The organism is Flavobacterium sp. RHBU_24, assembly GCF_046613695.1.
Classification (GTDB): Bacteria; Bacteroidota; Bacteroidia; order Flavobacteriales; family Flavobacteriaceae; genus Flavobacterium.
The window spans coordinates 1-23,628 of the sequence record NZ_JBKJHD010000001.1; the positions used below are offsets into that span (position 1 = coordinate 1).

A 23,628-nucleotide genomic window follows, 5' to 3' on the forward strand; every position below is an offset into this window, starting at 1 on the left:
AGCAATGTAATTGTTATTTGCGTTGCAGGGAACAGCTGTGCAAGGCAGGCCGTAGTTGCAGCACTTTCATAAACTACATCATACGTGCCAGGGGTACTGGCGGCAAGGTCTACTTCGCCAGTTGCAGGGTTAATAACAAGGCCTGCAGTAGAGGTAAATGTACCGCCGGTTGTACCGCTAAATGTTATTGTTGCAGTACCGCCGTTAGAGCAGTAAGGCGTATTATCATAGCTGTAAGTAGCTGTAGGTGCCGCTTCAATAACTACTGTGGCAGGCGCCGATACAAACTCCAGGCATGAACCGTTTGCCGGTATAGTATAAATTACATCATATGTGCCCGGTGTACTGCCATCAAGGGTTATTTCACCAGTTGTGGGATCTATTATGAGGCCCGCTGTAGATGAATAAGTACCATTAGCGTCACCCGTAAGGATTACCGCAGCAGTACCGCCATTAGTACAGAACGGTGTAGTTCCGTAGTCAATAACGGCAGAGTAAGACTCGTTAATAACTATTTCGGTAGTTGCCGGAGCCGGTGCACATGGCAGCGGTATGGCAACGTCATACGTTACAGTATAGGTACCCGCTGTACTAGCTACAAGGTCTATTTCGCCTGTAACAGGGTCAATCGCAAGGCCTGCTGTAGAGCTATATGTACCTCCTGCAGGGCCTGTTTGGGCAACTGTTGCAGTGCCCGCACTGTTACAGTAAGGCGAGGCATCATAGCTAATAGTTACTACAGGCTGCTCTATAATTTCAACCGTTACCGGCAGCGATACAAACTCAAGGCATGAGCCGTTTGCAGGTATGGTATAAATTACATCGTATGTGCCCGGAGTACTATCCGCAGGAGTAATTTCACCTGTTACAGGGTCTATTACAAGTCCTGCAGTTGATGAATAGGTTCCGTTACTATCACCTGTTAAAGTAACAGCAGCCGGGCCGTTGCTGGTACAGAAGGATGGCGCGCCATAATCTATAACTGCTGAGTACGACTCGTTTATGGTAATGTTAGTAGTTACGGTAACAGGGCCACAAGGTGCAGGAGATGCAACTACGTAAGTAACCACATAATCGCCCGGTGTACTGGCCACAAGGTCTACTTCGCCCGTTGCAGGGTCAATAGCAAGGCCTGTGGTAGAACTAAATGTACCGCCTGATGGGCCTGTAAGGGTAACCGTTGCTGTACCCGCACTATTACAGTAAGGCGAAGCATCGTAGCTTATGGTTACTACAGGTGGTGCCACGATTTCAACCGTTGTGGTGGTTGTAAATTCAGGGCAAGACGGTGTAGCTGCTATTGTATAAGTAACCACATAGGTGCCCGGTGTACTTAACGACGGGTTAATGGTACCCGTTACAGCATCTATAGAAAGGCCCGGTGTAGACGAGTATGCACCACCGGTGTTGCCTGTCTGGGTAACCGCAGCGCTTGTACTTGTAGTACATATAGGCGTAGCATAGGCTATTGTTCCGCTTGGCGCTGTATTGACTGTTATTTCCAGTTCTACAATCTGCTTACACTGCGGTACTGCTATATCGCGTACAACCACATACAGTGTTTGCGTAGTTGCATTAAACGGTACGGAAGTGTCTATAGCACCTGTACCCGTATTAGCCCCTGAAAGTGTAGTATATACACCCACCAGTTCATAAAGTGTAGGGTCTAATGAACCAAGGAAATCAATTGCTGCAAGGTCTGCATCTGCAGTACCGCTATCCCCGCAAAGCACAATTGGCTCTGGTACAGGCACCGTAAACGGAGCGCTTAGGGCAATAGTTACCTGGTCTGTTACAGGATCCGGGCTGGTAGGTACAGGCATTGTTACAATAACGCTGTATACATGGCTTCCCGGTTCATCGACTATAATGGTTTGGGAGTCATCTGTGGTGGTAACAATTGTAGGTGTAATCGGTTCTGCGTCCATAAACCACTGGTAAGTGTACACCTGTGGTGCCCCAGGGTTATCTACGTTTGCCGTAAGGTTGTATGTTTCAGTATTACAAAGTACCTGATCCAGGCCAAGTGATACTGTAGGGTTACAGCTAAGGTCGGCACCGGCTGATTGTGTAATGGTAACACTACCCGGAGCACCGTTAAAGTTTGTAATCAATAGCGCAAACACATCACCTGCTGAACCAGTAATGTCTATTTGCTCAAAGGCCGAACCAGAGTAGCTACAGTCTACAATGTAAGACGTATTAGGTGGTGAACCCAGTAACGAGCACGCCTCAAGTTTACTTTCAAACGGGCCGAATGCCGCGAAATCTACGTCGATAGGGTTACCGGTTCCATCAGCTATTTGTGAAAGTTCCAAGGTTACAGGGCCATCTTCGCTTAATGTTACATAGTACCATGTAGGGTTAGGTGTGCTGAAAAGGCAGCCTACAGTACCGTACGGTGGTACTGTGCCCCCAGAGTTGCTTGTTTGCGGCACAGAAAGTAAACCGGCACAAAGTGCCTGGGCATCTCCTACCGAAACTACCGGTCCATTAAAGTTGAGGGTAGCCCATGTACTAAAGCCACTGCCGTCAGGACACACAGTCCTTACATAGAAGGTATAGGCTACACCCGGGGTAAGCGGGCCAGAGGTATATGATGGCTGTGTTACCACAGTACCACTTGTAGGGGCAGGGTCTGCTTCGGGCTGTAGAACTACCTCCCACTCGCTAACCGTATCCGGCGAATCCCATGATATAGTAACGCCGTCTGCAGTAAGGCAAAGTATCTCAAGGTTTGTAGGTTTAGGGCATGGCGGTGGTGTACAGTTTACCACACCGGTAAACAGTGTTTGCCCTTGCAGGTTGGTTCCCGGCGCGTGCGCAAAAAGGTCTTCTCCAAAAGGATCTTGTATGGCAATGCCCACCTCGGCAGCAAAGTTACCACCGGTATTCCATACAAGTGAGAAGCCCAGACCATCGCAAAGCGCAACAGGGATAGTAAGTGGGCCAGAACCTGTAGGCAATGTAAGTGTACCTACCACAATACCGTTTTGTATAACGGACATGGTATTGCCATTCCATCCATCCCCAAAAGAGTCGGTAAGTATAAAGTTGTAGTTACATTGCGCTATAGGGAGGCAAATAGTGGTGTTAAAGTTAACAGGGCCCGACCAAAAGCTGGAATCTGTAGGTGAACACACCGCCCTTACATATACTTTATAAGGTGTGCCTGATGTAAGGCCTGTAGCAGTGTAAGGGTTATCTGTTGTTATAATGCCTACAGATGATGCTGTAGGAGCAGGGTCTGTAGCAGGAACTATATAAACTTCCCATGATGTGGCAGTTCCCTGGTTTGTCCATGCTATGGTAGCCTGGGAATCTGTAGGGTCTGTTACGGTAATGGCTGTGGGCTGCGGACAGGTAATTATAGTAATGTTTACATTATCTATAGCTCCCGGCGGGTTAGTGCCGAAAACACCGTCATTGCGCCACTCAAATATTAGCCTCATGGTGCCGCCCGCAAAAGCCGACGCGTTAAATATCTGGTTATAGGTGGTCCAGTTAGCATTTCCTACAAAGTTACCGCCAAGCTGTATTCCGCCACTGTTTGCAGCACTGGTTTGTGTGCCTGCTGTAGGTATGTAGGTAGCAGGTACTGCCCATACACGCACATAATCCCACCCTGTTTCACCAAGGTTTCTCCAGTCAAAGCCCAGGTTAATATCGGTAGTACCTAAAGGGATTGTAAAGTCGCGGTAGGCGTGTACCACCGATGCAGCATTGTTTGTATAAGCATTACTTACACCACCGTCATTAGTAACGTATAGTGAATGTGTGGGGCTGTTGCTTACCGCGGTGCCATAGTACCACTGGTTAGTTTGCGAACCGTTTACAAAAGTAAAGCCGTTATTGGTTTCAAAATCGTTGCTATAGTTAATGGTAGCCGGTATCTGCAGCGTACTGAAGTTTATAGGGCCGGTCCATAAACTAACGTCTGTAGGCGAACATATTGCCCGTACATATACTTTATAGCCTGTACTGTGTGTAAGGGTAGTGGTTACATACGGGTTAGTAGTTACCACAACTCCTGTAGACGAGGATGTAGGTGCAGGATCAGTAGCCGGCACAAGGAATACTTCCCACGATGTGGCTGTACCCTGGTTTGTCCACGCTATGGTAGCGCCTGTCTCGGTAATGTTTGTTACCGTTACGTTAGTAGGCTGCGGACATGTAATTATAGAAAGGTTTATGTTATCTATTGCGCCCGGAGGGTTAACACCGCCGCCGCCATCATTCCTCCATTCAAATACAAGCCTCATGGTACCGCCTGCAAAGGCCGAAGCATTAAATATCTGGTTGTAGGTAGTCCAGCTGGCATTGCCCACAAAGTTTCCGCCAAGCTGCACTCCGCCGCTGTTAGCCACCGATGTTTGTGTACCGGCTGCCGGTGTATAGGTTACCGGAACCGCCCAAACCCTTATATAATCCCAGCCTGTTTCGCCCAGGTTTCTCCAGTCGAAGGCAAAGTTTACATCTACAGTCCCTGCAGGAACGGCAATGTCCCTGTAGGCATGTACAACCGAGTTTGCAGAAGTAGTATACGCATTAGAAACACCGTTGTCGTTAGTTACATACAGCGAGTGTGTAGGGCTGTTACTTACAGCGGTACCGTAAAACCATTTATTAGTTTGTGTACCGTTTACAAGGGTAAAGCCATTCTCAGTTTCAAGGTCGTTGCTGTAGTTTAGCGTTGCAGGTATCTGCGTGGTACTAAAGTTGAGCGGACCCGACCAGAAACTTGAATCTGTAGGGCTACATACAGAGCGTACATAGAAGGTATAGTTTGTACCTGGTGTAAGGCCGGTAGCCTGATACGGGTTAGCGGTAACAATTTCCCCTGTAGACGATGCCGTAGGGGCAGGGCTTCCGGCAGGTAATACTAGCACTTCCCATGAAGTAGCCGTACCGGCGTTCGTCCAGCCCAGTGTAGCCGAATTTTGCGTTAAGTTAGATACTGTTAGCGCCGAAGGCTGCGAACAGGTTATTGCTGTAACGTTTATATTATCAACAGCCGCCGGTGGATTAGTACCAAAGATGCCGTCGTTGCGCCACTCAAATATAAGCCTTACGGTAGTACCCGCAAAAGCCGAGGCATTAAATGTATTACTATAGTTGGTCCAGCTGGCATTACCTACAAAGTTACCGCCAAGCTGTATACCACCGCTGTTTGCAATTGTAGTTTGTGTGCCTGCAGCCGGGTTATAAGTAACCGGTGCTACCCAAACCCGTAAATAGTCCCAACCGGTTTCTCCAAGGTTTTTCCAGTCAAAAGAAAGGTTTACATCGCCGGTTCCTACAGGAAGGGCTATATCCCTGTATGCCTGCACAACTGAAGACGCTGCGTTGTTATACGCGTTAGTTATACCACCATCGTTTGTAACGTATAGCGAGTGCGTAGGGCTATTGCTTGTAGCCGTGCCGTAAAACCATTGGTTAGGCTGCGATCCGTTTACAAAGGTAAAGCCGTTATTTACTTCAAAATCGTTGCTGTAATTAAGCGTAGCCGGAATTTGTGTAGTGTTAAAGTTTATTGGCCCGGACCAGAAACTCTTATCATCAGGGCCGCATACTGCCCTTACATAAAATTTATATGAAGTACTGTCTGTAAGGCCGGTAAGTACATAAGGGTTTGTAGATACTATGGTTCCTACAGAAGATGCCGTAGGTGCAGGGTCGCCTACAGGTACAGCAAATACTTCCCAAGATGTAGCTGTGCCTATGTTAGTCCAGCCCAGCGTAGCGCCGGTTTCAGTAATATTAGTTACCGTAAGCGCGGTAGGCTGAGAACAGGTAATAAGTGAAAATGATATATTGTCTAAAGCCCCAGGTGGGTTAACACCGCCACTGCCATCATTTCTCCACTCAAATATAAACCTCCTGGTAGTCCCCGCGTATTCTTGAACATTTATAGTGTTGCTTGATGTAGTCCAGACACTGCTGCCTACAAAGTTACCGCCTATCTGCACGCGGTTTGCGTTGCCGGTGGTCTGTGTACCTACGGTAGGTGTAAATGTACTGGGCACGTTCCATACCCGGATGTAGTCCCAGCCGGTTTCACCAAGGTTTTTCCAGTCAAAAGAAAGGTTCATTTCTATCGCACCTAACGGGATGTTAATATCGCGGTAAGCATGTACTACAGAGATTGCGCTGGTTGTATAAGCATTAGTAACACCGTCATCGTTACTAATGTATAACGAATGCGTAGGGCTGTTGCTGGTAGCAGTACCCAGAACCCATTTATTAGTTTGGGTACCGTTAAGTATGGTAAAGCCGTTATTTGCAGTCTCAAAATTAGTGGCAAAATTCAGGTCAGCCGGCACCTGTGTGGTGCTGAATGAAAATGGCCCTGCCCATCCGCTGTTGTTACCGGAGGGGCTACAAAGCGAACGCACATAAAATGCATAAGATGTGCCTGCCTGTAATGTTGTAACGGTATATGGGTTTGTGGTAACCACAGTGCCTGTGCCTGTGGGCGCCTGGGTAGCCTCAATAATCTGGATTTCCCATGAGGTAGAACCGGCAGGGTTAGCCCAGCCCAATGTGGCAGATGTGGCGGTTATAGCGGTTGCTGTAAGGCTTGTAGGGGTAAAACACTGCTGGAAAACACTTACATTATCTATCAGCCAGCGGTCGCCGTTGTTGCCCTGCATTACAAAGGCTATAAAACGCTGCTGGCCGCTTTGTGCTGCCGGTATGTCAACCACTTTTTGTACATACTCTATTTGCACAGGGTTAAGGGTAAGCTCGGTCCAGCTTTGCAGTTCGGTAAAGGTACTTGTGTCATTAGCATCGGTACCTATCATTACCTTGTAAGTGCTCAACTGGTCTGCAGGCAGCGTAAGCCTCGAGAAAAAGCGGAGCTGCGCATTTGTAGGTACCGTAAACGAAGGCGTTATAAGCCAGTCTTCAGTAACTTCACCCGCGGCCACGGTTTCCCTGTTAAGATATGCCGCGTGTGTTCCCTGGTAGGCAGGCTGTGCAGAACCGCCATTACCCTGTATCCACGTTTGAGCCGGTCCGGCTACATTGATTATCGACCATCCTGCAGGGCCTGAACCTGGAGTCCAGGTACCCTCAAAAGTTTCCGTAGGAAGCTGTGCCAACACGGAAAAAGAAAGCAGGAAAGCGAAAATCACAAAAGTAATTTTCTTCATATTGATTTATGTTTAGGTAAAATTTAATTCCCAAATTTAAAAAAATATAACACACGGTTAACTTATTCATAAATTTTAACAAATAAAAAGGCTTTGCCGTTATATTCTTGTTACAATAAAATTATTCGGATTTAATTTTTGTATTTTTGTGAAATCATTAAAAAGTAGTATGCTCGAAAAAGAAACCATAAATTTTGAAAAGACCGTAATTGCAGGAATTGTAACCCGGGAGCAAAATGAGGAAAAACTCTCAGAATATCTTGATGAACTTGAATTTCTGACATTTACAGCGGGCGGTCAGGTAGTTAAAAGGTTTTGGCAGCGTATGGAAAAACCCAACCCAAAAACATTTCTGGGCACCGGAAAAATAGAGGAAATTAACACCTATATAAAAGAGCACGACGTTAAAACACTAATTTTTGACGATGAGCTTACCCCAGCCCAGCAAAAAAACATAACCCGGGAGCTTGACTGTAAAGTGCTTGACCGTACTAACCTGATACTCGATATCTTCGCACAAAGGGCAGAAACGTCTTACGCCCGCACACAGGTAGAACTCGCCCAATGCATTTATTTGCTGCCAAGGCTATCGGGCATGTGGACCCACCTTGAGCGCCAGCGCGGTGGTATAGGCATGCGCGGCCCGGGTGAAACAGAAATTGAAACTGACCGTCGTATAGTGCGCGACCGAATCGCTTTACTTAAGGAGAAAATTCGCACGATAGACCGCCAGATGGGTGTGCAGCGCGGCAACCGAGGCGCACTGGTGCGCGTGGCCCTGGTGGGCTATACTAACGTAGGCAAAAGCACCCTGATGAATGTGATAAGCAAAAGCGAAGTGTTTGTAGAAAACAAGCTTTTTGCAACCCTCGATACTACAGTGCGCAAGGTGGTGATAAAAAACCTGCCATTTTTATTGTCTGATACGGTAGGGTTTATCCGTAAGCTGCCCACACAGCTGGTAGATTCGTTTAAAAGTACGCTCGACGAGGTACGCGAGGCCGACCTGCTGCTGCATGTGGTAGATATTTCGCACCCGGAGTTTGAAAACCACATCGCATCGGTAAACCAGATATTGCAGGATATTAAAAGCAACGGCAAGCCCACTATAATGGTATTTAATAAAATAGATGCCTATCAGCCACTTATCATAGACGAAGATGACCTGGTAACCGAAAAAACTACCCGCCACTTTACCCTTGAGGAATGGAAAGACACCTGGATGGGCACTGTAGGCGAAAAGAACGCCCTGTTTATCTCAGCCACAAATAAGGAGAACTTTGAAGAATTCCGTGAGAAGGTATATGAAGCCGTGAGGGAAATACACATTTCGCGCTTCCCGTACAATAACTTTTTATATCCTGATTATAAGGAGAACCTTGCCGTGGAGAAGGAAGAGGAAGATGGAGAAGAGTCATAAAGTCGAAAGTTATAAAGGCATAAAGTCTGGTAGGCCGTAAAGGCATATTGCATTCGCTTCCTTAAGAAGTAATATTATACAAGCGCTTTAATATTGGCAAATAGACCTTTATTAGAGCGCTTTTTCATTTGCAAACTCTTCGTTATTATTTATAAAAAAATCTTCAAAAATATTTCATAAATAAACGAACATTCATTTATATTTACAGCGTAAAATATAAATGAATGCGCACCCGCAATACCGATAAAGAAGCCCTGGTTAAAGAAAAAGCAATAGAACTACTTGTACAACAAGGGTTTGATGGCTTCAGTATGAACAAATTGGCGAAAGCCAGTGGCATATCGGTAGCTACACTATATATCTATTACCAGGATAAAGACGACCTCATCAAGAAAATAGGCATAGAGCTGGGTGAAGGGTTTTTTAAGGGTGCGCTAAAAAATTTCAGTCCGGATATGGCTTTCGCCGAAGGGCTGCGCCTGCAATGGGACAACCGTATAGCCTATAGTACTGCCAATAAAAAAGCGATGCAGTGCTGGGAAGCCCTGCGGCACTCGCCCCACAACGAGTATATAGTGCAACATGCCAAAGCCAACCTTAGGGAAGTGCTGGGTAAATTTATCCAAAACGCCATAGCTAACGGCCAGCTGGTGCAGCTGCCCTTTGAGGTATACTGGAGCATTGCTTACGGACCATTGTATACGCTGCTGAAATTTGATTCGGAAGGCAAAAGCGTGGGCGGCAGCCCCTTTAAACTTACTGAAGAAATTAAAGAGGCTGCATTTAAAAGCGTAATAAAAGCGCTTACGCCGTAACAAAGCGCAAGGAGTTCAATCATCTTATCAAAAACCACTCATCACTCATCAAAAAAAACGAACAGTAATGGAACAGAATCAAACCATTCCTCTCTCAGGTTACCAGAAGCTGGTAATCTTTATGCTGGCCATAACCCAGTTTACCGTAATACTAGACTTTATGGTAATGTCGCCGCTGGGCGATATGCTTATGAAATCAATCGGCATGGTGCCAAAGCAGTTTGGTGTGGCAGTATCGGCCTACGCTTTTAGCGCGGGCATATCCGGGCTGCTCACTGCGGGCTTTGCCGATAAATTTGACCGCAAAAAACTGTTGCTTTTCTTTTACGTTGGTTTTATTATAGGCACCCTGGCCTGTGGCCTGGTTAACAGCTATGAGGCATTAGTGGCCGCCCGCATATTTACCGGACTATTTGGTGGTGTCATTGGCTCTATATCTATGGCCATTGTTACCGATATATTTGCCATACAGCAACGTGGCCGGGTTATGGGCTTTTTACAAATGGGTTTTGGAGCAAGCCAGATCCTGGGGATTCCGTTAGGGCTGTACCTGGCAAATGCATGGGGATGGCATGCCCCTTTTTTATGGATTGTGGTAATGGCCGCGCTAATTGCCGCACTTATACTCTTTAAGCTAAAACCTGTTACAGCGCACCTTAAAATAAAACAGGATAAGTCGCCGCTTATACACCTGTGGCATACCATACAAAGAAGCGACTACCGCATAGGTTTTACTGCTACCGCACTGCTTTCTATAGGTGGGTTTATGATGATGCCTTTTGGAAGCGCGTTTGCAATAAACAACCTTGGGATAACTAACCTGCAGCTGCCCACGGTATATATGGTGGCGGGTATTTTTACCCTGGTAATGATGCCGGTTATGGGAAGGCTTAGCGACCGGTATGACAAGTTTAAGATATTTGCCATTGCCTGTTTGTGGATGGTGGTCGTAGTGCTGGTATATACCCATCTGGGCGTAACAGCATTATGGATAGTTATTTTGCTGAACGTGCTGATGATGGTGGGCATTACCGGGCGGATGGTGCCCAGCACTGCGCTGGTTACCGGGGTGCCCGAGGCCAAAGACCGTGGTGCTTTTATGAGCATTAATTCCAGCATGCAGCAAATAGCCGGGGGTATAGGCGCCTGGGTGGGTGGGCTTATTATTGTGCAAAAAACCAAAGCCAGCCCGCTGGAGCATTATGAAGTGGTAGGCTACATTGTAGCGTCCATTACACTAATAAGCATACTGCTGGTGTACAGGGTGAGCAGGATGGTAAAAAGAAAAATTGCCCTGCAAAAGCCCGGCAGCCTGCCTGTAGAGCCTATTATTACCGAAGTTTAGTTTGCAGAAATACTGCTAACTGCCTATCAGGTCTATAGCGGCCTGGTAGGCAGTTTTTTTATCGGCTTTGGCTAACAGCCAGCCTAAAAAGCTGATGATAAACAGGTCTTCCTTTATGTGCGGATTGATAAGTGCGAGTATATTCTTCTTGAAACCCGGGTGCTGTGCAATTTCCGGCTTCAGGATGTAACGCTCTACCATAAGCGCATAGTCCATAACGCGCTGCTCGCTTACCTCAGCAAGGTATTTTTTATAACGGCGTTTAAAACTTTTAAGGCGGGTGAGCGCTAATTCTTCGTGCCCAAACTGGGCATACATAACTATTTCCAACAAGCTTTTACGGATGGCCCACAGCATTCCCAGCTTCTTTTCGTACCACGCATCGCTGTGCGTAAACTGCGCTATGTGGTTAAATGCGGTGCGGTCGCTAAGCTGCACGCAGTACATGGCCAGGCACACACGCAGGTCGTTTACATCTATTGGGTTTGCCTTAGGTGATGCCGCTTTTAAAGTCCTCTCTGCCAAACTAATGGCCCCGCCGGGGTCGCCGTTAAAGTGCCTGTTAAGCGAAAGCAGCAACTGGTGGCGTAAATAGAAACGGTCATAATAGCGGCTGCCCTGCTTTTGCATCTGCTCCAGCATGCGGGTAAGATACGCCTCACTCTCGGCAAACCTGTGGTTGCGGAAATTGATGTTGGCTAAAAAATACAGTATATAAATGTGGTAGTATAGCTGCCCCTCTGCCCTATCCTTACTGCCTTCTATAAACTCAAAGCTCTTTTTTACAAATGGCTCTACCAGGCTAAAGTTGTGGTTCATTGTGGCATATTCATTAGCTATAAACAAAATCTGGTACAGCGATTTATAAGTCAGCACTTCATCAAGCGACACGTCGAGGCTGCCCATGGTACTCTCAATGAACGCCCTGAAGTCGATAACCTTCCCTTTATGCTGAATCTCCGCCAGTTCGCGGCGCAGCAAAGCATACCCAATATTGAGCTGCCCTTCCTGCTGCATTTGCTTCTCGTTGTCTTTGTGCTTCTTTATCAGTGCATCAAGATTTTCGGCAGGGTTAAGGTGGGCATATTGCAGGCGGGTATGGTAAATTTCGTTCAGCAGGCTAAACTGCTCTAACGGAATGGCTCTGGCTTCAGCTTTTGCCAGGCATTTAAATGCGGTTTTGGTTAACTGGTGTTCTAAGAAGTAACGGCTTACTACCAGCAGGCGCAATACCTCATTGGCTTGGCTGGTATTTTTCTCAAATGTGCGGTTTGCCATAAAATCCACCAGGCTATCGTGAAGCCTTTTGCGAAGTGCGTGGTACGCATCGCTATTATCCTGGCCTTTATATAAATTTTTTATCTCATTTATATCGTCAGTTTCTATCAATTTAAAGAGCCGTATGTTACGGGTATCGCCACGCTTATTCTTCTTTTGGAGATAGCCTGTAAAATCCTTATTATCATCATTATTCATCAATGATATTATGTCTTCTATAGCATTCATAAGCAATATAAAATAATGAAATACAAATGCCAAATTACAAAAATATATCGTCAGTTTTTTAAAAAGATTAGGTTTCGTGGCTGTGCGTTGTGTCGCATCTTTGCTTCAGAATTAATAACCAAAACAATTTAATCTTATGGAACCGCTAAAAACATTTGATGTAAACGAAACTTCAACATTTTCAAACAAAAAAGAAAACAACGGCCGCAACCCTATGAAGCCTACCGGCGCGTTTATAGGCGCCTCATGGGCGGCGCTGCTTGCCGGCGTGGTAGGGTATTGTGTAGGATTGTGGAATGCCGCCATGCAGCTTAACGAAAAAGGCTACTACTTTACCATACTGCTCTTTGGCCTGTTTGCCGTAATATCAGTACAAAAAAGCGTTAGGGACAAGGCCGAAGGCCTGCCCGTAACCGACCTATACTACGGCCTGAGTTGGTTTGCCACCCTGGCAAGTATCACACTGCTTGTAATAGGCTTATGGAATGCTGACTTGTTGCTGAGCGAAAAAGGATTTTACGGCATGTCATTCACGCTGAGCGTATTCTCGGCCATTGCCGTACAAAAAAACACCCGCGATGCCCAGCTTATTGATGCCCAAACCATATAAACGCTTTAGCGGTGGCCCCGTGGTATTGTAATGGTATCGCGGGGCTTTTTAAAAATACCAAACCACCTGTCGCCTTTTCAGGCCGGCCAACCCCGCCAACCAACCTTTATTTTTCTTACATTTAACCAAAACCGCGTACCAAATGCCGATACCTAAAAAAGACCTTGACGAGCTGCTGCATGCAAACGTCATTTCGCCCGAAACCGCAGGGGCCATACACAACTATTACCATGATAAAAAAGCCACTGCCGCTAACCCCCTGCTTGCCATATTCGGCGCGCTGGGCGGTGTGCTGGTAGGCTTGGGCATCATCCTGATTTTTGCCCACAACTGGGATAATTTTTCCCGGCAGGTAAAAACGCTGCTGGCTTTTACGCCGCTGGTATTGTCTCAGGCATTTGCGGCCTGGTGCATCGTTAAAAACAAAACTGCAGTGTTTAAAGAGACGGCTGCAGTGCTCATATTCTTCGCCGTGGGTGCCAGCATTTCGCTCGTAGCACAGGTATATAACATCAGCGGAGATTTTCCCCGGTTTTTGCTTACATGGGCACTGCTGTGTACCCCGCTCATGTACCTGCTGCGGAGTAATGCCGCCGTGGTGCTACACCTTATCTTTTCTACCTGGTATGCAGCAGAAGCCGGCTATTCTTTCCGGGATACTACTATCCCGTGGACTTACCTGTTGTTTATTGCAGCGCTGGCGCCCGTTTACCACAGACATTTAAAAGAAAACAACCAAAGCCACATGACCGTAACGCTTAACTGGCTGCTACCGCTCAGCTTCTGCATTACTTTTGGTGCTTTTATGGATGGTGCCGACGAATTTGTTTACTTTTTATATATGGCATTCTTTGGGCTGCTGTATGTTATTGGTTATTCTGAAACTTTGGGAGAAAAGCCTAACGGTTATCGCGCTATTGGGCAGCTGGGTGTTATTGTTTTGCTATTTTTCGGCTCATTCCGTTTTACGTGGGGTATCATTATAAACTCTCATAACCATTATGAATTTCTTGTCATTTGGATGGCATTACTTGCATGCTCCGGCTTTGTAATTTTCAGCACAAAAACCTGGCGCGACCGCAATTACTTTAAGTGGGTGCCTTTTCTGTTCCCCATTCTTTACGGCATCGGGCTGGCCAGCGAAAGTGCCGCAGCAACAGTAACTAACCTCATTCTACTTGCCGTTGGGCTATATTACATCCGCACGGGCATAACTGCAATGGAGTTTAGAACCGTAAACTTTGGCCTGACTCTAATTGCCATCCTAACTGCCTGCCGCTTTTTTGATACCGATTTATCATTTGTAGTACGCGGGGTGATGTTTGTAGGTGTTGGCCTGGGCTTTTTTGCCGCAAACTATACCGTGGCAAAACGAAAAAAAGAAACCGTAACAACCGAACCGTATGAAAATTAAGTATATCATTATAGCATTTGCAATAACCGCGCTGGCACAGCTGGCCATACCCGCCCAAATGGTTTGGGAAAACGAGCAGGCTTACACAAGCGGCACCGAATATAAGTTTAAAACCCAACCAATAGACCCTAACGACCCTTTTAGCGGAAAATACATCAGCCTGAATTTTGAAGCTGATGAAGTGTATGTACAGGATGGCGACTGGGGGTATGGTGACATGGGTTATGTAGTGCTGGGTAAAGACAAGGACGGCTTTGCAAAAATAGACACCCTGGTACACGAAAAGCCTGATGAAGGCGACTTTATAAAGATAACGGCAGACTATAATTATGACGATAAGGTAACCGTAACATACCCTTTTGAGCGCTTTTATATGGAAGAAAGCAAAGCCCCCGAAGCAGAACTACTGCATCGGGACTATATTTCTAAAAACAATAAAGTGCCTGCTTATGCCATAGTTGCCGTTAAAGGCGAAGTAGCAGTGGTTAAAGACGTTATACTGGATGGTATGCCCATCAAGGAATATGTGGAAACCCATAGCAAAAACCCTGACAGCAGGTAATGCTTATTTACGGAAACTGGGGAAGAAGAAAGTACCCGGCCTGCGCTTAAAATGCTTCCAGATGGAAAGCGATATGGGGCCAAATTCGGTAAGCGGGATATTGCGCGAGCGGAAGGCCAGTGCCATACTAAGGCCAAAACTAACCAGGAAGTTAATGAGCCCGATTAAAACGATGCCCACCACACCCCATACAATCATTTCGGTAGAAATATTAAAGTTGGCCCCATACAGTGCCAGGGCAAGGTTACCGCTGGCAAAGGTAATGTGGCGGATATCGATATTAAGGCCCAGGAACACGCCTATTGGCGCCGTGCTGCCCATAAACACCCCAAACCAAAAGTTGCTGATTATGCCTGCCCATTTGTTTTCGTACACCTTTGCCAGCTTTTGTGCACGGGTGCGCCCAAAGCTTTTTTTAAGCAGCGGGTGCTCCTGTATGCGGTAGTACATGTGGCGGAATTTATCGCGGTTAGCCACGCTGCCCGCTATAATACCCGAAAGGAACAGGAATACCCCGGCTATGGCCGCGTGAAAAATAGCCAGTGAATGTATGGGGCTAAGGTCGGTTACCAGGTGGTACCATTTAGTAAGTGCAAGATTGTAATGAAACGTGATATCTATAAGCCAGATACCCGCCCAGGCCACCGGGAACGCCACTAAGACATTGCCCACAAAGGCAATAAACTGGGAACGGAATACCCGCGCAAAAAATTCTGCGAAGGCAGTAAACTTTTCCTCCTGCGCCACTCCCCCCTCTTTATGGCCTTTTTCAAGGGCCCGCACCAGTGCGCTTGCCGTCATGGCGGGCTGTTTTGTTGCCAGGGTACAGCCCAGCACATAGATGGCAATAAAGCCCAGCGAATAGTTAAGGCTGTAAAAAAAAGCATGGCCAAAGGCGCTGGTTTCCATCATAGAGAGAAAAACCTTTACAATACACAGTATGCCCACAATAACGCCACCCCCCGCGGCTGCCCAAAACATACGGAAGTATTCCCACCGGCTTTTAGTAATATAATGCTCGCCGGTATTAGCGGTATGCTGTGTAATTTCGTAAGATATAAGCTGTGTACTGTCGCTTACCAGCTGGCGTACATTGTTTTTAACGCAGTTGTATGTTATTATTTTTAACCCCAGCGATATGGTATCGGTCCGGGCTTCGGCGGTTTCGTCTACGGCAAGCAGGGGCAACAGTACACCCAGGCGCTCCAGCTGCTGGCGTATGCGCAGCAGGTTTTGGTTAACCCGTATGGAAATGCCATATTTTTCGCTGTTTTTAAAGGCCGCCTTAACATAATTTACGCACTGGTGGTGCAGCACCATAAGCTGGCGGTAACCCACATCATCAGGGGCCACATAGTTGCGGTGCTCTTCGAGCAGGCGCTCGGTAAGCAAACCAAACTCTTTTTGTATGGCCAGGAACGGGCTTTCGAGGTTTTCATACTCGGGCACCATCTGTATCACGTCGGTTTCGAGCGCACGCCCGGCAATACGGTGAATGAGCACCTCCATGCTAAAGAGCAATTCGGCAAGCGGGCTTTTGGCTTCGCTGGAAACATAAAGCGAATGGAACCCCAGCGCAGTGTAAAGTTCCTCCAGCTTTTCGATGGGTATCCTGCCTATCCAGATGGGATCGGTCTTCTTATAAAACACCTGGTTTAGTATGTACTCAAGGGTGTCTTTACGGGGCTGGTCGGGTATCAGTTTTGCCAGTACGCGTTTCTTTACTTCAAAAAAGAAGTCGGAATCGGTAAGTATATCGGCATCGGTAAGTATCTTGCTGAATTTTTTTTGCTTAATTACCCCTTTAATGTAGAGCGAAAGGCTTTGGCGGTAGCGTTCGTTACCGGCTAATAATTCGAGCAGTTCGTCTAAGTTAACGGGTGGCAGCGCTTCGGGGTGTGAGGGGCGTATAAGGCTTACGAGGTCTACAAGCAGGTCTACCTCATCGGCTTTGTATTCCCAAAGGTTATTATCGTCAAAATTTAATTTGAAGAATTCCGGCAGGGTCATCGCAGCTTTGGTCTTCCTGAACTTCATTGGGGTACTCTTGGGGTTAGGAGGGTAAAAATACAAATCTATTATATACGCCGCGCCGGTAAAGGAAAATTTAGCACAAGGTTGTGAGGGGGCAAACGTTTCAGTTATGTCAACTGTCGCAGTGCCTTTGTTTCCTTAGAGACTTCCAAGACGGTGTTTTGAGTGTAATTTTGCCTACATACTAATAAAAAAATCCGTGATAATCTATTAAATCAGTTCATCAGTGTCCCTTTTCCGGGTTATATCAAAGTTGTTTTTTCGCTAAAATTCACTTCATTACAAAAAAGAACCGTATTTTTATCCCCCACTATACTAAAATATGATTTTAAAAGTTAAGGATAAAAAAACTTTTGCATTGAAAACCAACAGGTATACATATATTTTACTCCTTAGCGCAGGTGTTATTACCATAGCCTGCTCTACTAAAAAAGACTCGTTTGTTAACCGTAATTTCCATGCGGTTAACACTGAATATAACGTGCTGTATAACGGCGGCCTCGCACTCGACGCGGGCATTAAGGAACTTAAGACCACCTATGCCGAGAATTACTGGGAAGTACTGCCCGTAGAGCGCATGCAAACCCCGGTGGAAGAAATGGCCCCCACAGAGAAGCGCAATGCCAACTTTGAACGCGCTGAGGATAAGGCTACAAAGGCCATACAAAAACACTCGATGTATATAGGCGGTACCGAGCGTAACCCGCAGATAGACGAAGCCCACTTACTGCTGGGGCAGGCGCGTTATTATGATAACCGTTTTGTGCCGGCGCTCGAGGCGTTTAACTATGTACTGCTCAAATACCCGTCGAGCAGTAAGATAGATGAGGTAAAGGTGTGGCGCGAAAAATCGAACATCCGGCTTGATAACGATGGTGTGGCCATAAAGAACCTTAAAAAACTTATAGAGGAGAAGGAAGGCAAGATGGACGAACAGATATACAGCGATGCCAATGCCATGCTGGGACAGGCTTATATAAAAGAAGGCTACCAGGACAGCGCCGTATCTGCACTAATGAAAGCCGCGCAATACAGTAAAGACAACGAGAAAAAAGCACGCTACTACTTTATTTCGGGCCAGCTTTTTTCAAGGCTCAACATAAACGACAGTGCCTTTAGCTATTACCAGAAAGTAATAGACATGAAGCGTAAATCGCCGCGTGTATATACCATACAGGCCCATGCCATGCAGGCGGGGCAGTTTGACTATAAAACCGGCGACACCCTTGCCTTTATGGAAAAATACCGCGACCTGCTTAAAGACAGGGAAAACAGGGAATTCCTGGATGTGATAAACCATCAGGTAGGCTTGTTTTATGATAAGCAGGGCATGAACAAAAAGGCAGTTGAATATTATAATTATTCCCTCAGAAAGAAAAAAGGCGACCATTACCTTGTTGCCTCAAACTACAGGAATATAGCCGAGATAAACTTTGAAGATGCAAAGTATGTGATGGCGGGTAAATATTATGACAGTACACTGGTTAATATGGATTACCGCACCAGGGAGTATAAAACCATAAAAAAGAAACGGGACAACCTTGAAGACGTAATTAAGTATGAAGGTATTGCGCAACGCAACGACAGTATTTTAAAAGTCGCGGGCATGCCTGATGCAGAGCGGCTTGCTTATTACCAGGACCATATCATAAAGCTTAAGGAGCAGGAAGAAATAATGCGCAAAAAAGCCGAGGCCGAAGCGCAGCGCAAGGAAAACATGGAAGCTGCCGATGGCGGGCCCGGCCCGATAGGCGATTTAGGCAAAGTGTCCATGGGCGCACCTACAAGCAGTAAAGTTGGCGGGGAGCCCGTGGGGGCAATGAGTGGTATGCCGGCGCGCAGGAATGCTGCTAATGGCGGCGGTGCCAGGCCCGGGGCAGAAGGCACATTCTATTTTTATACGCCTGCCTCAGTACAGTATGGCAAACTTACCTTTCAGTCGCAGTGGGGAAAAAGGGCAAATGCCGATAACTGGCGCGTAGCCTCTGAAATAAAAGCAGGTGCAGGCACAAATGCCCAGGACACAACAATTGATAATGATTCGCTTACAGCGTCGGGCAGTAAAGAAGATAAACTGCTGGAGCCAAAATATGACCCGCAGTTTTATATAAGCCAGATTCCTACCGAGGCGAAAGCCCTGGACAGTATAGGCACAGAGCGCAACTTTGCCTACTACCAGCTTGGTGTTATTTATAAGGAGAAATTTAAAGAATACAGGCGGGCGGTTGATAAGCTGGAAACCCTGCTTACAAACAACCCCGAAGAGCGCCTGATACTGCCAAGTAAATACAACCTCTACAAATTGTATGAAGCCCTGGGCGATACAGCGAATGCCGAAAAATATAAGCAGATGGTGCTTAACCAATATCCTGACAGCAGGTATGCCGAAATTATCCGTAACCCGAACTCCGACACTGTAAAACAGGGCACTCCTGATGCGGTATATACGTCGGTTTTTGACAAGTACAGTAATGGGGAGATACGTGAGGTTGATGTGGCCATTGATGAGTATATAGACCAGTACAACGGCGAAGAGATACTGCCTAAGTTTGAGTTGCTTAAAGCGCGTGTACAGGCAAGGCTTGCGGGTGTAGACGAATATAAAAAAGCGCTTAACTATGTTGCTCTTACTTACCCTAACAGCAGCGAGGGCAAAGAGGCCGATGCCCTGCTGAAAAAAGACATCCCCGCGCTGGAGAAGGCAGCATTTGGCGCCAAGCCTACAACCTACAAGCTTATTTTTAAAGTAAACCCGGACGACCCTAAAGCTGCTGCGCTTACCGCTAAAATAAAGCAGTTTATTAAAGATGGCAATAACAACCGTATTACCCTGAGCAACGATATTTATACCCGGGGCGAGAATTTCCTGGTTATCCATGGGCTTATAAACAGGCTGGCAGCAGTAGATGCCGCGACCATACTTAAAGATTATAAGGATTATAAGGTAGCCGAAACACCGGTAATAATAAGCAGCGAAGACTATAAGGTACTGCAGATGAAAAAGAATTTTGATCAATACTTAGCAATACAGTAACAAATATGGCAATGTTTGAAAAAAAACCAAAATCCTATACCGATACCCTGGGTAAAACCAACAGGGTAGTTGAGGGCACCATTATTAAGGGAAATATCGTATCGCAGGCCGACTTTAGGCTCGACGGCGAACTGGTGGGCAACTTTACATCTACAGGTAAAATAGTTATAGGCCCTATGGGTAGCGTTACAGGCGATGTTAAATGTATAAATGCCGATATTGAAGGCAGGTTTAACGGCCGTATTGAAGTGGAGGAACTGCTTTCTATAAAATCTAAGGCTACCATACAGGGAGAGGTCCTTACAGGGCAGCTTTCGGTAGAGCCGGGCGCCATGTTTACCGCCACCTGCAACATGAAAGGCAACGTAAAACAAATGCCGCTACAGGCACAGGCACCCATAAATGAGCGACAACACGCCGGATAGCAAAGACAACGAGCGCAGGCAGCGCAATAAGTGGATAGCGCTTATTAATATACCCATACAAATGGGTATCATCATCTTTTTATTTTCTTGGCTGGGCGGCTGGCTCGACGAAGAATATCCTAACCCAAAAAATGTTTACCGTATAATATTTACCCTGCTGGGTGTATTCATTGCCCTATATAACGTGATACGGCAGGTAAACCAACTTAACAAATAACAATTTGAAGCAACAGTACCTTAGTATCTTTTTTAAAACAGGCATTATAGCCATAACAGCCTGTGTGCTCAACATCCTCTATTTTGTGTTTTTCCCCGTGCCGGATGTAATTTACCATTACTCCCTGTATTTTATCTATGGTTTTTTTACACTATCCTCATTTTTAATATTAGGTATCCTGATATTTGTAAACCGTAAAAGTGCAGCACAAACGGGCTATGCTTTCCTGTTGCTTACGGCGGTAAAAATGGGTGTAAGCTATGCTATAGCCAGGCCGTTATTAACGAAAACGATTGAATTTCCTACAGAAAAACTAAACTTTTTTATTGTTTTTACGCTCTTTTTAGCAATAGAGGCTTATTTTACAGCACGTTTGTTAAACAATAAGCAATAAAAAATCTCATACCCTGAAATTACTTTAAATTTTTTCAATGTACTGCATTGAAATATCAACATAAAATGTACCTTTGCACCAAATTTTAAGACTGTAAAATTAAGATAGTTACAACATGGTGTTATCCGGAAAACTACTCAAAAATACCCTGACAGCCTTTTTTGCTGTAATGCCCTCTTTATTCTTTGCTAACCAGCACGATGATACTACCGAAACGGTTACAGAATCTGCCGTACATGCTGCGATAGAAGGTGAATCTGCAAAAGGTGAGCCAGAAAGCAAAAAAGATGCTGTTGATGCTTACATTGAGCATCACCTTCAGGATGATTATGGTTTTACGTTTTTTTCAGACGAAGCCACGGGCGAGCATTATGGTTTCCCGCTTCCTGTTATCCTTATTGATAACGGGCTTAAGATTTTCTCTTCTTCAGAATTTCACCATGGTGAAAAGCTTGCTGAGGTAGATGGCAACTTTTATGCATTACACCACGGTAAAATATACAAAACAGATGCTACAGGCGACTTGAAGCTTAATGAGCACCACCATCCTACAGTAGAAAAACCATTTGACATTTCTATTACCAAGAATGTGGTAACAATGCTGTTTACGTCAATCTTATTGTTACTGATGTTTGTTGGATTAGCCAAGTCTTATAAAAAAGGCCCTATCCCTACAGGCATGGGCAGGGTGTTAGAGCCGCTTATCCTTTTCATCAGGGATGAAGTAGCAATACCGAATATCGGCGAAAAGAAATACAGGAAATATATGGGCTTTTTGCTTACTGTGTTTTTCTTTATCTGGATATTAAATCTTTTAGGTATGACACCGCTGGGTGTTAACGTTACTGGTAATATATCGGTTACCGTGTGCCTTGCTCTGTTTACATATTTAATCACGCAATTTAGTGCTAACAAAGATTACTGGAAACACATCTTCTGGATGCCGGACGTACCTGTAGCCATGAAGATAGTTTTAATGCCGATAGAGATATTGGGTACGCTTACAAAACCTTTTGCACTATTAATACGTCTGTTTGCTAATATTACCGCAGGCCACGTTGTTATCATGAGCCTTATCGCCATGATGTTTGTAGGTAAAAACCTTGCGGCAGACATGCCAATTTCAATAGGCCTTACATTATTCATTTCGGTTATAGAATTGCTTGTGGCATTCCTTCAGGCATTCATCTTCACTATGCTTTCGTCATTATTTATTGGTATGGCTGTTCAGGACCATCACCACGCTGATGACCATGATCATCATACAGATGAAGAACCTATTATTATTTAATTTTTTAGAAGTTTAATTTTATATATATACTTATGGAAGGTACTCTTAACTTAATCGGTGCAGGTTTAGTAGTAATCGGTGCAGGTGTTGGTTTAGGTAAAATCGGTGGTTCAGCAATGGACGCTATTGCTCGTCAGCCAGAAGCTGCCGGTAAAATCCAAACCGCGATGATCATCATTGCGGCTCTACTTGAAGGTTTGGCATTCGCTGCCCTAATCCTAGGCAAGTAATTAAAGAAAAGTTTAGCAATACCTGTAACGGTTGGTTACAGGTGTTGTTACTTTAAAAAATTAAATTGACAACTTATAATTAACAACTATAAATGGAAAAGTTAGTAAACGATTTTTCACTTGGCTTATTCTTTTGGCAGGCAATCATACTTGTGGTGCTTATCCTTCTTCTTGTAAAATTTGCATGGAAACCTATCATGACGGCTATTACCGAGCGTGAGCAGGGTATTGCAAACGCTATTGCCGCTGCAGAGAATGCACGTAAGGAAATGGCATCATTACAGGCAGACAACCAGCGTATACTTAACGAGGCCCGTGCCGAAAGGGATGCGATGATGAAAGAAGCCCGTGAAATTAAAGAGAAACTGGTTGCTGATGCTAAAGCTGAAGCTGAAGCAGTAGGCCACAAAATGATAGAGCAGGCAAAGGCTACCATAAACAGCGAGAAAAACGCGGCTATGGCCGAGCTTAAAAACCAGGTTTCGGCGCTTTCTGTAGAGATTGCCGAGAAACTGCTTAAAACAGAACTTTCTAACAAGGAGGCACAAAACAACCTTGTACAAAAAATGCTTGAAGAAGTAAAATTAAACTAACACACCGGTATGAGCAGAGCAGCGATTAGATATGCAAAGGCAATACTGGAAACAGCCCAGGATACCGGCACTGCCGCGCAGGTAGCTGATGATATGGCCCACATTGCCCAGACGGTAAAAGAGAACAACGAACTTAAGGACTTTATAGGCAGCCCTACTGTAAAAGGAGATGCCAAAGAAAATGCGCTTAAAGAAATATTCGCGGGGAGCCAGCCGCTAACCTTAGGCCTGTTCCACTTGCTGCAAAGCAACAGCAGGTTTGGCATACTTACCCATATTGCAGAACAGTATAAAGTACAGTATGACGAGGCTAACGGCATAGAGGTAGCTACGGTTACCACGGCTTTCCCCCTTGATGCTGCGCTGGAAGCTAAAGTACTGGCTAAAATAAAAGAGTTTTCTGATAAAAAGATTACGATAAAAAATATAGTAGACCCTGCTATAATAGGCGGGTTCATTATAAGGATAGGCGATAAGCAATTTAACGCATCAGTAGCCAGCAGGCTGCTTACATTAAAGAGGGAGCTAAGCAATTAGGCTCCTCTCACAAAAAAAGGCATTAAACAGGTAATTAAACTTAA

General features: G+C 45.6%; 17 protein-coding genes. 14 read left to right on the top strand and 3 right to left on the bottom strand.

Translation table 11 applies throughout. The features are described from left to right. Positions 1 to 7,157 (bottom strand): fibronectin type III domain-containing protein (locus ACLI09_RS00005; protein WP_411417521.1); only part of this gene is annotated, 7,157 nt, incomplete at its 3' end. 169 nt (positions 7,158 to 7,326) lie between these two features. Between ACLI09_RS00005 and hflX the strand changes: the two genes are divergently transcribed. The 3 genes from hflX (at position 7,327) to ACLI09_RS00020 (ending at position 10,737) form a co-directional block, all read left to right on the top strand. Continuing rightward, on the top strand, positions 7,327 to 8,577 hold the full coding sequence (gene hflX, locus ACLI09_RS00010; protein ID WP_411417522.1) for a GTPase HflX: 1,251 nt from the start codon (positions 7,327 to 7,329) through the stop codon (positions 8,575 to 8,577). A 224-nt stretch (positions 8,578 to 8,801) separates the two neighbouring features. Beyond that, positions 8,802 to 9,392: a TetR/AcrR family transcriptional regulator gene (locus ACLI09_RS00015; RefSeq protein WP_411417523.1), complete on the top strand. Its 591-nt coding sequence runs from the start codon at positions 8,802 to 8,804 to the stop codon at positions 9,390 to 9,392. A 67-nt stretch (positions 9,393 to 9,459) separates the two neighbouring features. After that, on the top strand, positions 9,460 to 10,737 hold the full coding sequence (locus ACLI09_RS00020) for an MFS transporter (protein ID WP_411417524.1): 1,278 nt from the start codon (positions 9,460 to 9,462) through the stop codon (positions 10,735 to 10,737). Between the two features lie 15 nt (positions 10,738 to 10,752). Here the strand turns inward: ACLI09_RS00020 and ACLI09_RS00025 are convergent, their stop codons facing one another. Continuing rightward, complete coding sequence (locus tag ACLI09_RS00025) at positions 10,753 to 12,243, bottom strand: hypothetical protein (RefSeq protein WP_411417525.1); 1,491 nt, start codon at positions 12,241 to 12,243, stop codon at positions 10,753 to 10,755. A 136-nt stretch (positions 12,244 to 12,379) separates the two neighbouring features. On the opposite strand from ACLI09_RS00025, the gene yiaA reads away from it, so the two are divergent. The 3 genes from yiaA to ACLI09_RS00040 all read left to right on the top strand — a co-directional run bounded on the left by yiaA (position 12,380) and on the right by ACLI09_RS00040 (position 14,829). After that, positions 12,380 to 12,853, top strand: coding sequence for an inner membrane protein YiaA (yiaA, locus tag ACLI09_RS00030; RefSeq protein ID WP_411417526.1), 474 nt, complete (start codon positions 12,380 to 12,382; stop codon positions 12,851 to 12,853). Positions 12,854 to 12,995: 142 nt separating this feature from the next. Next, entirely contained in the window at positions 12,996 to 14,267 is a 1,272-nt protein-coding gene (locus ACLI09_RS00035) for a DUF2157 domain-containing protein (protein ID WP_411417527.1), read from the top strand. Beyond that, positions 14,257 to 14,829 (top strand): GDYXXLXY domain-containing protein, encoded by a 573-nt coding sequence (locus ACLI09_RS00040; RefSeq protein ID WP_411417528.1) that lies wholly within the window; start codon positions 14,257 to 14,259, stop codon positions 14,827 to 14,829. The genes ACLI09_RS00035 and ACLI09_RS00040 overlap by 11 nt, the downstream gene beginning before the upstream one ends. Before the next feature lie 3 nt (positions 14,830 to 14,832). Here ACLI09_RS00040 and ACLI09_RS00045 read toward each other — a convergent pair whose 3' ends face one another. Then, complete coding sequence (locus tag ACLI09_RS00045; protein WP_411417529.1) at positions 14,833 to 16,866, bottom strand: site-specific recombinase; 2,034 nt, start codon at positions 16,864 to 16,866, stop codon at positions 14,833 to 14,835. A 355-nt stretch (positions 16,867 to 17,221) separates the two neighbouring features. On the opposite strand from ACLI09_RS00045, the gene ACLI09_RS00050 reads away from it, so the two are divergent. The 8 genes from ACLI09_RS00050 to atpH all read left to right on the top strand — a co-directional run bounded on the left by ACLI09_RS00050 (position 17,222) and on the right by atpH (position 23,584). Next, positions 17,222 to 19,897: a tetratricopeptide repeat protein gene (locus tag ACLI09_RS00050; protein WP_411417530.1), complete on the top strand. Its 2,676-nt coding sequence runs from the start codon at positions 17,222 to 17,224 to the stop codon at positions 19,895 to 19,897. An 11-nt stretch (positions 19,898 to 19,908) separates the two neighbouring features. Beyond that, positions 19,909 to 20,322 carry a bactofilin family protein gene (locus ACLI09_RS00055; RefSeq protein WP_411417531.1) on the top strand — a complete coding sequence of 138 codons (414 nt, stop codon included), beginning with the start codon at positions 19,909 to 19,911 and terminating at the stop codon, positions 20,320 to 20,322. Next, the gene (locus tag ACLI09_RS00060; protein ID WP_411417532.1) at positions 20,300 to 20,539 is read left to right on the top strand and encodes an AtpZ/AtpI family protein; all 240 of its coding nucleotides are present in this window, start codon (positions 20,300 to 20,302) and stop codon (positions 20,537 to 20,539) included. The genes ACLI09_RS00055 and ACLI09_RS00060 overlap by 23 nt, the downstream gene beginning before the upstream one ends. Positions 20,540 to 20,543: 4 nt before the next feature. Further along, on the top strand, positions 20,544 to 20,933 hold the full coding sequence (locus tag ACLI09_RS00065; protein ID WP_411417533.1) for a hypothetical protein: 390 nt from the start codon (positions 20,544 to 20,546) through the stop codon (positions 20,931 to 20,933). 115 nt (positions 20,934 to 21,048) lie between these two features. After that, entirely contained in the window at positions 21,049 to 22,224 is a 1,176-nt protein-coding gene (gene atpB, locus ACLI09_RS00070; RefSeq protein WP_411417534.1) for a F0F1 ATP synthase subunit A, read from the top strand. A gap of 32 nt (positions 22,225 to 22,256) precedes the next feature. Continuing rightward, on the top strand, positions 22,257 to 22,454 hold the full coding sequence (atpE, locus tag ACLI09_RS00075; RefSeq protein WP_099085034.1) for an ATP synthase F0 subunit C: 198 nt from the start codon (positions 22,257 to 22,259) through the stop codon (positions 22,452 to 22,454). 92 nt (positions 22,455 to 22,546) lie between these two features. After that, a complete protein-coding gene (locus tag ACLI09_RS00080; RefSeq protein ID WP_411417535.1) occupies positions 22,547 to 23,047 on the top strand; it encodes a F0F1 ATP synthase subunit B in 501 nt (166 codons plus the stop codon). 9 nt (positions 23,048 to 23,056) lie between these two features. After that, positions 23,057 to 23,584 carry an ATP synthase F1 subunit delta gene (atpH, locus tag ACLI09_RS00085; RefSeq protein ID WP_411417536.1) on the top strand — a complete coding sequence of 176 codons (528 nt, stop codon included), beginning with the start codon at positions 23,057 to 23,059 and terminating at the stop codon, positions 23,582 to 23,584. Positions 23,585 to 23,628 lie beyond the last annotated feature (44 nt).

Excerpts from the sequence above, each read along its gene's own strand:
- atpB (WP_411417534.1), top strand. The coding sequence starts at position 21,049 with ATGGTGTTATCCGGAAAACTACTCAAAAATACCCTGACAGCCTTTTTT.
- ACLI09_RS00040 (WP_411417528.1), top strand. The coding sequence starts at position 14,257 with ATGAAAATTAAGTATATCATTATAGCATTTGCAATAACCGCGCTGGCA.
- atpE (WP_099085034.1), top strand. The coding sequence starts at position 22,257 with ATGGAAGGTACTCTTAACTTAATCGGTGCAGGTTTAGTAGTAATCGGT.
- ACLI09_RS00060 (WP_411417532.1), top strand. The coding sequence starts at position 20,300 with ATGAGCGACAACACGCCGGATAGCAAAGACAACGAGCGCAGGCAGCGC.
- atpH (WP_411417536.1), top strand. The coding sequence starts at position 23,057 with ATGAGCAGAGCAGCGATTAGATATGCAAAGGCAATACTGGAAACAGCC.
- ACLI09_RS00055 (WP_411417531.1), top strand. The coding sequence starts at position 19,909 with ATGTTTGAAAAAAAACCAAAATCCTATACCGATACCCTGGGTAAAACC.
- hflX (WP_411417522.1), top strand. The coding sequence starts at position 7,327 with ATGCTCGAAAAAGAAACCATAAATTTTGAAAAGACCGTAATTGCAGGA.
- ACLI09_RS00045 (WP_411417529.1), bottom strand. The coding sequence starts at position 16,866 with ATGAAGTTCAGGAAGACCAAAGCTGCGATGACCCTGCCGGAATTCTTC.
- ACLI09_RS00035 (WP_411417527.1), top strand. The coding sequence starts at position 12,996 with ATGCCGATACCTAAAAAAGACCTTGACGAGCTGCTGCATGCAAACGTC.
- ACLI09_RS00080 (WP_411417535.1), top strand. The coding sequence starts at position 22,547 with ATGGAAAAGTTAGTAAACGATTTTTCACTTGGCTTATTCTTTTGGCAG.
- ACLI09_RS00015 (WP_411417523.1), top strand. The coding sequence starts at position 8,802 with ATGCGCACCCGCAATACCGATAAAGAAGCCCTGGTTAAAGAAAAAGCA.
- yiaA (WP_411417526.1), top strand. The coding sequence starts at position 12,380 with ATGGAACCGCTAAAAACATTTGATGTAAACGAAACTTCAACATTTTCA.
- ACLI09_RS00020 (WP_411417524.1), top strand. The coding sequence starts at position 9,460 with ATGGAACAGAATCAAACCATTCCTCTCTCAGGTTACCAGAAGCTGGTA.
- ACLI09_RS00025 (WP_411417525.1), bottom strand. The coding sequence starts at position 12,243 with ATGAATGCTATAGAAGACATAATATCATTGATGAATAATGATGATAAT.